4 protein-coding genes are annotated in these 11,756 nt (G+C 35.0%); all 4 read right to left on the reverse strand.

Translation table 11 applies throughout. From position 1 onward, the window contains the following. Nucleotides 1-105: 105 nt before the first annotated feature. Nucleotides 106-7,284 (reverse strand): cell surface protein SprA, encoded by a 7,179-nt coding sequence (gene sprA, locus P178_RS0103750; protein WP_027064962.1) that lies wholly within the window; start codon nt 7,282-7,284, stop codon nt 106-108. Between the two features lie 5 nt (nt 7,285-7,289). After that, the gene (gene ruvA / locus P178_RS0103755) at nt 7,290-7,871 is read right to left on the reverse strand and encodes a Holliday junction branch migration protein RuvA (RefSeq protein ID WP_027064963.1); all 582 of its coding nucleotides are present in this window, start codon (nt 7,869-7,871) and stop codon (nt 7,290-7,292) included. 73 nt (nt 7,872-7,944) lie between these two features. Further along, a complete protein-coding gene (locus tag P178_RS0103760) occupies nt 7,945-10,239 on the reverse strand; it encodes an NADP-dependent malic enzyme (RefSeq protein WP_027064964.1) in 2,295 nt (764 codons plus the stop codon). Between the two features lie 119 nt (nt 10,240-10,358). Continuing rightward, nucleotides 10,359-11,678 carry an MFS transporter gene (locus P178_RS0103765; RefSeq protein ID WP_027064965.1) on the reverse strand — a complete coding sequence of 440 codons (1,320 nt, stop codon included), beginning with the start codon at nt 11,676-11,678 and terminating at the stop codon, nt 10,359-10,361. Between the last annotated feature and the right edge of the window lie 78 nt (nt 11,679-11,756).

Consider the following 11,756-nt stretch of genomic DNA (forward strand, 5'->3'; position numbering starts at 1 on the left):
CAAATGTAAAGTTTTCAACTTAGGTTATCAAAATAAATACAGATGTAATGATTTGTTCAAAAGTGCACAATTTCAATCGCACTTCATTTATTTTCAATTGAACTATTAATTACCAAAATTGTAACGAATAGTGAATCCTGTATTAATAGTTGTTTGTGGAAATGCGGTTGAAACAGCAAACTTTGAAAATGAATGATCATAAAAGAACAATGCATTTAAGTTCTTGCTCAAAGCATAATCGGCAGTAAACTTCAATGACATTAAATTTTGCCCAGATGTTATTTGATTATTGTTGATATCTAAATTTCTGATAATGGTAATATTATCACGTAGCGTAACATCTGCTTTTAAATTTAAATCTCCCTTTAAACGTGTCTTATTTCCACCAATATTAGTAACAAACTTTACATCTTTAAAACGATAACCTAAACCAACAGTATATTCTTTACCATTAATTTCTGTCATTAAATCATTATCGAAACTCAATGATAACGCCCTATCTGTTCTTACCTCAGCCAATACACTAACAGAATTGATCATTTCAAAATCTACACGTATTAATGGGTTGAACTGATCTGTAAGCACTACATTATTTAGAATTAAATCTGGCAAAAGGTCATTATTCTCAGCATTAATTGGAGAAGCCCCATCATTAATCAATTGTACCTTCTCTAAGTTCGTTTGATACGAGTTAATACTATATGCTGCAAGATACCCATGACTTAAAGAAAAACGCTTGAATTTCTTTTTAAACCACTTGCTCTTCATTAAACCGGTATACTTGATACTCCAGTTAGGAATAGGAATATCTCTAAATGTATCTAAGTTTACACGACTTGCATCTTGCCCAGTATACGCTGCAAAGAAAGCAGGCAACAAAACACTTTGTTGTGTTTTTCCATATCCAACCGGAAATTCGCCATTTGGTTGCACTGGAATACCCTGTTCTAATGCTATTCTGTTCGCAATAGTAATTCTGTTATCCTTAAACTCTTGAAAAGTACTTGAATCAAACTCATCACTCTTTCCAAAAGCAGTACCTATCATCATAGTAGAAATACTAAAACTACCGTAATTGTTACCTAATTGTAGATTATACTCTTGGTCAACAACATTAAAGTTTTCTTGATAACTGTCTGAATACTGTCTATCTGCTACCAAATCAATTGTAATGTCTTTTGTTGGTTGTGCCGTAGCTGTAATATTCAACTGCTTATTTGTTCTTTGGATGAATTGCTCATTAAATTGCTCAAAACTTGTTAGCCAACCATTTCTAGCAGCTTCAAAACGAACATCTGCTTGACTACCGAACAAGAAACCAATTGTAGGCTTGGTTGTACCAACAAACCCAACTGACTGTGTGTAACCTGGTAATACCGTACCACTATTTTCACTATAGTTAAGATTTAATCTCTTCACCATAGTTACAATATCAACAACGGTATTGAACAAATCGCTTGTTTTACCTTTAATTTTTTCTTGATCTTCTGACAATGCTCCAGATTTATCTCTTCTAATAGGACCCGAAGTTTTTGCTTTTGGAGCTTCTCGTTTTTTAAGTCCTATTTTGTCATAGAACTTTTGCAAAGTCATTGATGATGTAATAGTATGCGTATTGGCATTCTGTACCGTATTGATATATTCGCCAGCAACTTCAAATAAAGCATCTCCACCTCTTTGCCAATCAAAATTACTCGTGTATGTATATTGTGTACTTATGAAGTCTAGTGCAGGAATTTTAGAAAAAGGCAATTCATAATTCAATTGCAGCTCTTGAGAATGTCTGTTTGGCTCACCAACATCAAAGAAACCATCCCACATTCCCAATTCATTATTAATTCTATCGGTAGATTCTAAAGGTTCATTCTCGTCTAAATAATTTCTAACAATATTATTATTAGACCCGGTTAAGTTTAAACGTAATGATTTAGTAAGATTATAATTTACCGCATATTGCCAATTAAATAAATAATTACGTTGCTGCAACTCTGGCAATTCAATTCTATCTTCACCATCCGTATACACATCTCTAAATCTTTGTGCATTAAACTGCCTATTAATATTAGAAGTAACACCAATATTAGATGGCAACAAGTTAAGATTAAGGTCTTTTAACCATTTCCAATATTTACCGTTAAAAAGCGAATCTTTTTTAGCAAACGGAGCAACTTCTACAGGCTCAAAACTGTGATTGTAGACAAAACCGGTATTTACACTTTGCTCTCTTAATTCTGCTATCTCAAAATCTCTGTGATCGGTTTCATTATAGCTGTAGTTAAAAGTAAAGTTCTCAACATCATAAAAATTAGCATCCGCTTCTTCTCCACGATCTTTTCTAACACCAATTAAATTGATACTCGTACGCTTTGTATAATCTTCTGCTTGCTCTAACACATCATCTTTACCTTCTTGAGTACTTTCTGCAGCTATTCTATCATCTAATTTTAAATCATCATAAACAGGGTCAAATTCCGGAGTAATCATTTGCTCCGATACTCCATAATTGAACGGTAATTGAATTCCCCATTTTTTAGGAAGCAATTGCCCAACGTTTACATTAGTAACAACATCATAAGAAATTGCATCTTCACGAGCACGTTCATTTGGCATTTGATCTATAGAACCAAAACCAGATGTACTTTTACTACCTGTTGCACTTATATTGGCAAAATCTGCGATATTGGCATCAAGCGCAGCAATTGCTGCCCAGCCCCCATTATTGTCTAAACCTGCAAGACGAAGTTCATTGAACCAAACCTCTCCCCTTGCTGGCAATATATCTTGGTTCTTTACACCTACCATCATAGTACGAATACTACCTAATGAAGGATTACCTTTAATACCTATACGTATTCTACCTGGAGAACGAACATCAAATTCACCAACAGGTATAACTTCTCCGTTATCAATTTCAAAATATCGAACATCACTAAGATCACCATCTGCTATCCATTGTGATTTAACCTTTGTTAAATCACTAAGCTCAATATTCATCTCATTATTCTCTGGCCATATCTCATCATCTGCAACCGCTGAAAATGGAGTAAACTCTAATGGCAATTCTATTTGATAATAGTTTTGAGTAAAATCTGTACCCATACGCAAGAAACCAACTAAAGGTGTAGAGGTATCTGCATAATCACTATCTACAATTTTTTCGGCATGAATGAACATTTTCAATTTCTCATACTGACGAATATCAACATTTAAATTTTTGAATACTCCTCTAGAATCTTCAGACTCTAAATTAGAAACCGTCAATGAAAGTGATTGTTCGTTTTGACGAATAATAGTATTGTTATTATTTAATTGTTCTCTAATAACACCTGGTGGCAATACATAAGGTATTGGAGTTCTACTACTATTTTCCTCAATATTTACTGTATTTACATCTAAGGTAGTACCATCATCAGACGGGTCACTATCAATATTTTTATCTTGTAATGTATTTGTATATGTACGCCAATCTCCCCTAACTAAATCTAATGTAGCAAAACGAAGAATTGTTGGACTATTAAAACCAGTCATATACATTCTCATAAAGCTGATAGATCTAAAATCTGTAATACCACCAATAGCATCAGTAAAATCGCTTAATGGAATTTTATACTGAATCCAACGGTAATTTACATTATCACCATTAGGTATTCTAACATCTCCAGTAGCTGTACCTTCAATAATATCAGTAACATACTCATCATTTATGGTTGTATTCGGCTTTATTGCAATTCTATATTCATAATAACTGTTAACCGTATTCATGGTTAAATCTCTGTCAACATCTTCCACATCTGGTAATGTTGTAGAACCTCTATCCGTATTGGTAACAGAAACTGGTGAATTCCCTTCTGGGTTGTTGAAGTCTAAATACCTATTTAAGATACTCCCTTCTCTATTTAAGTAGTAGGCATAGTTATCTAAAGCAGGATCTTCACCGCCGTTATTGGTAAACACGTCAGCTTCAGCAACATCATTTAAACCATCAAAACCAATATCTTGTAAACCTCTATTATTTTCATCGGCATCAAATGCATACACTAAAGATTGCGTAGCAGGTACTTCACCCCAAGAAGTTGGTGAAACAAAATCATTACTATTTACACCTGGCAGTCCGTTTTCATATTGCTTTTTACCATCGCGTAGAATATCTTCAGAAATATTACCCAAGTTAAGAACCAACTCACCTGGACCATTGGCAATACCATCTACATAAGGATCCATTACCCAGAACTGAACGAATTCAACATTACTTTGCTCAAAATCTGTACTACTTAGAGAACGCATCATTCCACCCCATTTTTCAGTAGGAGCTTCAGTTTCAAAATCTGGATTGTTATTATAAGGACCTTTAGTAGTTGGGTAGTAAACCATATCTAAAGTGGTTTGTACCTGTGTTTGCCCTTGAGCTACATCTGTCTCTGGAAAAACCTCATCAATATAAACTCTACGAGTGGCATTAGTTGATATATCATCATCACTAACCGTAGATGGTCTTTGTGTCGTATAAAAAATCGGATCTATAGTATACCAAGATAATTTAGCCCTACCATATCCATTCAATAAGTTAGCAGGATCTTCAGGGGAACTGCCAAAAGGCTGACCTCCATTACCAAATTCCAACGGCATACTTGCAAGTGACCACCCAAGGGATGCTCTAATATCTATTAGCGCCTGAGCTCCTTCAAAATCATCTAAATACGTAGTTGTCTCACCTTCAAAATCTGCATTCTTAGGAGAACTTGGTATTAAAGCAGCCATTTCTGCACGTATAGAAACATTAGACGGAACATCTGTATCTATATTTGGCAATTTGTTTACCATGCGTGTTAAGAAAGGAACTTCAGTTGAAAAATTACCATTTAATCCAAAAATAGTATTGTTTACAGATTCTACTCCGTAAGTAGATTTCTGAGTTAAAGGACGCTCATTAAGATTCAATAACGTACCACCTAAAACAAATTTTTCGCTAAACTGATGTTCTACATTTACACCCGTAAAACGACGTGTTTGTTGCCCAAAAACCGCATTATTTTCTACGGATATGTTAATAGGCACGTTTGAAGCTTCTAAACTAGGATCTAATATTTGAACTGTACCCGATTGATAATTTACCGTATAATCGATACCCTCTTGCAATGTTCTACCATTTGCAGTAACGGTTACCGAACCTTGAGGAACATTAAAGGCACCTATAGAAATACCATTACTACCTTCAGATTTGTACGTACCTTTTAATAAGAATTTATTTTTCTCTGGATCTTGTAATGCAGCTGTTTTTGTCAACGAGTACATATCTCTAAAAACATACTTCTCTTGGTTGGCATTATAGCCTGAAGTAACGTCATACTGACCACTGTTACCATTCTCTAACTGCTCATATAACGACTCCCCAAATGGCTCAATTTTAGTGAAAATAATTCTACCATTTTGAACATCTATGGTCTGACCACTTATAAAATCGAAGAAACCATCACCGCCAGGCTGAATATCGTTATAGACATTTAACCTATCTAGATTAAAAACATTTAAAAGAATCCGTTCTTCCAAACCTTCCGGCCAACCAGAACCAGGACCTTCTTCTACCGGTGTTATATAGTTTCTTGAGGTAGGATCAGAATACAAAATATTCATCTTAAAATCCTCTTCGCTTAAACTATAAGCCCCAGTAGCATAAATATTCTTCATCATCAAATCCCAAATTGGGTCAGTGATATTGGTAATATTACTTTTAAGAAGTTTTAGAATCAACGTGTTATTTTCAATAACCGTGTTAACTTGTTCAGTAACCGTAGTAGCTTCAATACCCCCATTTGCAAATTCACCAACTTGGTATACTTGACCTTGAAAGGTATATTGATAAGCAACCCCTAAAACTTCATCATTACTTAAACGTTGGTTTAAAGAGATATACCCTAATTGAGAATTAAAATCGAAATCTCTACCCTGCTCTAATTTTCTTGCATTTTCTAAATAGGCATAATCAAAACCTTGATTTGGACTATATCCACCAGCAAAACTACCAGCATTGAAACCACTTTCTACTGTTGCTATTTCTCTAATATTATCATTTAGAGCACCATTATTCGTAAGAATTAATGCAGGATCATAATCATTGGCATTGTTTCGAGGTCTTAAATCTGCAGGACCATTAAAGAATCCACCCCCACTACCATTATTTTGACCTACTCTTGTTTTATCTCTATCTGCCTCACCTAAATCTTGTATAGCCACTACATTACGCACATTCAATGTCTGTTGAGATCTATTCGTAATCCAAACTTCTATACGGGTAATTTGTACTTGACTTTGTATATAAGGATAAGAAGATAGTGCAGCGTCGTAATTATCCCTGAAATATTGCGCTAAGAAAAAGTGTCTATTCTCATCATAGTCCAACGCAGTCAAAGAGAACTCGTTTAAAGTTCCACCACCTTGAGCAACAACAGTGTTATTTTGAGAACGTTGCTCAGAGAAAACAGCTGTAACAGATGTTTTCCCAAATTGTAATTTTGTTTTAACACCAAATAAACTTTGTGCTCCCTGTATTAAAGAGCTATTAAGCGGCATATTTACGTTACCAACCTCAATAGACTGTATAATATCATCTTCTGTTGGCGTATAATCTAGCTTAACTATATTCTGGAAATCAAAGGTAGCTTCTGTATCGTAATTAGCTGTCACTTGTAAACGCTCTCCAATTTTTCCCAACATACTAAGACTAATACGTTGATCAAAATCAAAAGATAGGTTTGTTCTATTTCTTGGTGACAACGATGGGTTATCATTCTTTTGCCATATCACCCCTAAATCCATTGCAACAGAACCTTGAGGGATTATTTCTATAGTATTACCTCCAAATATGGTGGAAAAGAAATCGTTATTGACATAGAAATTTGGAAGTAAGTTTTTACGAGCTTCTTCACTTCCTTCTTTTCTACCAGAAAAGGCATCTGATTTTTCTTTAAAGTAAGATTTTATTCCCTCCTCCTCTATTAGTTTAAAATACTGATCAGGAGTTAGTATAATCGGATAGCCAATATTGAAATCGCCCACGCTCTCATTATAAATATAACGATCAAGTTTTGGATCGTAAATATATCTAGAAACGATACTGTCTGGATTTTCAATTAGAATTCTACCCAGATCAAAACCTGTTTTCACAGAATCAACTTCCTGTTCTTCTGTCTCTTGTGCCACGACAATTGCCGTAGAAGTAAAAAACATACAGAAAAGAAAGATGTGCTTAAAAGAAATTTTAAGAAATTTAGTTACCCCGTTTTTCAAACTTATTACAAATTTTTGAGCGCGAGTTTAATTATATTCTCGACACTTAGGGAAGCATCTTGACTAAGCACTTTATCGACAACCCTCTCTGATTGTTTACGTGCGAAGCCTAGAACTTCTAAAGCAGATAACGCTTCATCTTTATTTGTATTGTTTGTACTTAGCGAAAGTTCATCTATATCGTAAACTTTTAATACCTTATCTCTAAGATCTAAAATTACACGTTGAGCTGTTTTAGCTCCTATACCTTTTACGGCTTGTATAGATGCAACATCTCCATTGGCAATTGCATCTCTTACTTGAGATGGAGACATTGAAGAAAGCATGGTTCTGGCTATACTTGAACCAATACCAGAAACGGACAATAATAAACGGAATATTTCGCGTTCAGATTTCTCTACAAATCCAAATAAAGTATGAGAATCTTCTTTTACTTGAAGATGGGTATAAACTGAAATATTTTCCTGTTCAGGTAGCTTAGAAAATGTATTCAAAGAAATATTCACAAAATACCCTACTCCGCCACATTCGATTATAATATGAGTGGGGTTTTTCTCTACTAGTTTTCCTCTTAAGTGATGTATCATGATTTTTATAAATTAAAAAGGGAAAGAAGTATGCCTACCAATTTCCCTATTTGTATTATTATTTGATTAAACCTTATTTAGTTTCTTTTGCTTTCTTTCGCTTTTCACGTTCTTGAGCATCAATTACCGCTACAGCTGCCATATTCACAATTTCATCAACACTTGCACCTAATTGCATAATATGAACTGCTTTTCTTAACCCAACTACAATAGGACCAATAGATTCTGCCCCATTTAATTCTTTTAAAAGTTTATAGGTAATGTTCGCAGATTCTAAATTAGGAAAAATCAACGTATTCACTTTTCTACCAGCTAGTTTAGAAAACGGGAACTTGCTCTCATGCAACTCTCTGTTTAATGCAAAATCCATTTGTATTTCACCATCTACCACCAAATCTGGTGCGGTCTCATGCAAAATACGCACAGCTTCTCTAACCTTTCTTGCATTAGGATGCGTCGAAGAGCCAAAGTTGGCATAGCTTAACATAGCCAATACAGGATCAAACCCAAAAGTAGAAGCAACTTTTGCTGTCATTTTCGCAATGTCCGCAAGTTCTTCTGCATTAGGTTCAATGTTTATAGAGGTATCTGCCAAAAACAAAGGACCTCTTTCGGTTATCATAATATTAACTGTTGCAACTTTCTTAACTCCTGTAGCTCTACCAATTACTTCTAAAATTGGTTTCACCACTGTAGGGTATGCTCTAGAGTAACCAGAAATCATTCCGTCAGCATCACCTTCAAGAACCATCATAGCACCAAAATAATTACGCTCACGCATTTTTATCTTCGCACTGTAAAAAGTTACCCCACTACGCTTACGGCTTTCCCAGTATTTGGTAGCATAACGAACATGACGTTCATCGAATTCCTCTGACATTGGATCAATGATATCAAGATCAGCATCAAACTCCAACTCTTTCTTTAATTCAAGAATAATATCTTTTCTACCTAAAAGAATAGGTATTGCAATACCTTCTTCATGAACAATCTGTGCAGCTTTCAACACATCTAAATGGTCTGCTTCTGCAAATACTATTTTCTTGGCATGACTGCGAGCTCTGGCATGCAATAAACGAACAACTTTATTATCGTTACCCGAACGAAGCATTAGCTCCTCTCTATATTTATCCCAATCATCAATCGGAGCTTTGGCTACACCACTCTCCATTGCAGCTTTAGCAACAGCAGGTGGTATTTCATATATTAATCGCTGATCAAAAGGCTTAGGTATAATATATTCCTTACCAAAAGTTAATCTTGTTTCACCGTATGCAATATTCACTTGCTCTGGTACAGGTTGTCTTGTTAAATCTGCCAAAGCTTTTACTGCTGCCATTTTCATAGTCTCGTTTATAGCAGTAGCCCTAACATCTAAAGCACCTCTAAATATGAACGGAAAACCAAGCACATTATTTACTTGATTAGGATGATCAGATCTTCCCGTTGCCATTATAATATCTTTTCTAGTGGCAACTGCTAAATCATAAGCTATCTCTGGATCCGGATTTGCCATTGCAAAAACAATAGGGTTCTTAGCCATTGAGAGTAACATATTCGGCGTTACTACATTTGCTATAGATAAACCAACGAATACATCGGCATCTACCATAGCTTCATCTAGAGTATCTATTTTTCTATCGGTAGCAAATTCTTTCTTTGCTGGCGATAAGTTTTCAGCATCTTTTCTAATGACACCTTTACTATCAAGCATCACTATATTCTCTGCCTTAGCGCCAAACGCCTTGTATAACTTCGTACATGAAACAGCAGCTGCACCTGCGCCACTGATTACGATACGAACTTCATCCATTTTCTTGTTGGAAATCTCTAATGCATTTAACAACGCAGCAGCAGAAATAATAGCTGTACCATGTTGATCATCATGCATTACAGGTATATCCAATTCTTCTTTTAACCTGCGTTCTATTTCAAAAGCCTCTGGAGCTTTAATATCTTCAAGATTAATTCCACCAAAAGTTGGTGCAATCATTTTTACAGTTTCAATAAATTTATCTACATCTTCGGTATCCACCTCAATGTCAATACCATCGATATCAGCAAAAATCTTAAAAAGAAGACCTTTCCCCTCCATCACAGGTTTTGACGCTTCAGGACCAATATTTCCTAACCCTAAAACTGCGGTACCGTTAGAAATAATAGCAACTAAATTACCTTTAGAAGTATATTTATATGCATTCTCTTTATCCTTTGCTATTTCTAAACATGGCTCTGCCACACCGGGAGAATAAGCCAGAGCAAGATCACGTTGGGTACTATAAGGTTTAGTGGGTACTATTTTTATCTTACCAGGCTGTGGTTTTGCATGATAAATAAGTGCTTCTCTTCTTAGCTTTTCATTGCTCATACTCTTCTATTTTAAAAAAACAAATTTAAAGGTATTCTACAACAAAGCGTAAATACTAACTGTATTTATATAAATAAAATAACGAGTTGGTAAATGACCATAAAAAGTCATCAAACTATTTACAACTCAACCACCCTTTCTTTATCATTTACATTTAAACGCATTGCGAAAACTGCGGCTATAACAAAGAATGCCCCTGCAAATAACATAGCATTTACAGCATTACCGCCCAATAAGTATTTATAAATTGGTCCGAATGTAAGTGTCTCTATTCCCATTGGAATAACAATCATCATATTCAATATACCCATATACACTCCGCGTCTTTCTTGCGGAACAACTTTAGATACCATTGTATAAGGTATACCCATCATTGCAGCCCAACCAATTCCAAACAGAACCATTGGTACTAAAACCAGTATTGGGTCTTCTATAAAAGGGATTGCAAACAGTGAAATTGCGGTACCGACTAAACTTAGTGCGTAGATTTTTTTACCACCATACTTAACAGATAATGGTACTAATGCTAAAGCTACCACCATAGTTACAATGTTGTAAGTTAAACTCATTTGTGCCGATTGTGATGCCGCTTCGCCTGTAGAATAGCCCATTGTCAATTTAAATAATGGCGTTGTATACTGCCAGTAAATAAACAGCGCATACCATTGAAAGAGGTAAACAGCACCAAGTTTCCATAAGAATTTTGGCATCTTCTTTATAGACTCTGCAATTTCTATAAATGGCAAAGCAATTCGTTCTGAAAAAGGCTTAGCCTTAACTTTATTAATTTCTACCAATTCTTCTGAAGTTGGCGGAATTTCAGATGTTTTTAAAACTGACCAAAGAATGGTTGTAATAGAAAGAATGGCTCCAATATAGAAAGAGTAGTATAACCATGTTGGTATGGTACCCGCAACTTCTACAGATTCTCCCCCAAATAAATACTGAAACAATACAATTGATCCATTTGCCAAAAGAATACCAGCACCAACAAAAAGACTTTGCATCTGGTACCCTAAGCTCAATTGCTTTTCTGGCAACTTATCACCAACGAATGCTCTATAAGGCTCCATTGCCATGTTATTACCTACATCTAAAATCCAAAGTAAACCTACTGCAAACCATAAAACCGGACTTGTAGGGAAAGCGAATAAACACAAACTCCCTAATATAGCTCCTATTAAAAAATATGGTTTTCTTCTACCCCATCTTTCAGACCAAGTTTTATCTGACATCGCTCCTATTATAGGCTGAACGATTAAACCAGTTACCGGACCGGCTATATTTAAGATTGGCAGCATATCTTCTGGTGCACCTAAGTATAAAAATATAGGATTAATAGCTGTTTGTTGAAGTCCAAAACTATACTGGATTCCTAAAAACCCAACATTCATATTAAATATCTGCCAAAAATTTAGACTTGGTTTATTGATTTTCATTTAGTAAAGCTATTATTATTTGATGGTGATCTTTAGTACATTCTCACAAAATATATGCTATAATTTCGAAAAACATAA

Source organism: Maribacter sp. Hel_I_7, from assembly GCF_000688315.1.
In the GTDB taxonomy this organism is placed as follows: Bacteria; Bacteroidota; Bacteroidia; order Flavobacteriales; family Flavobacteriaceae; genus Maribacter; species Maribacter stanieri.

Excerpts from the sequence above, each read along its gene's own strand:
- P178_RS0103760 (WP_027064964.1), bottom strand. The coding sequence starts at position 10,239 with ATGAGCAATGAAAAGCTAAGAAGAGAAGCACTTATTTATCATGCAAAA.
- P178_RS0103765 (WP_027064965.1), bottom strand. The coding sequence starts at position 11,678 with ATGAAAATCAATAAACCAAGTCTAAATTTTTGGCAGATATTTAATATG.
- ruvA (WP_027064963.1), bottom strand. The coding sequence starts at position 7,871 with ATGATACATCACTTAAGAGGAAAACTAGTAGAGAAAAACCCCACTCAT.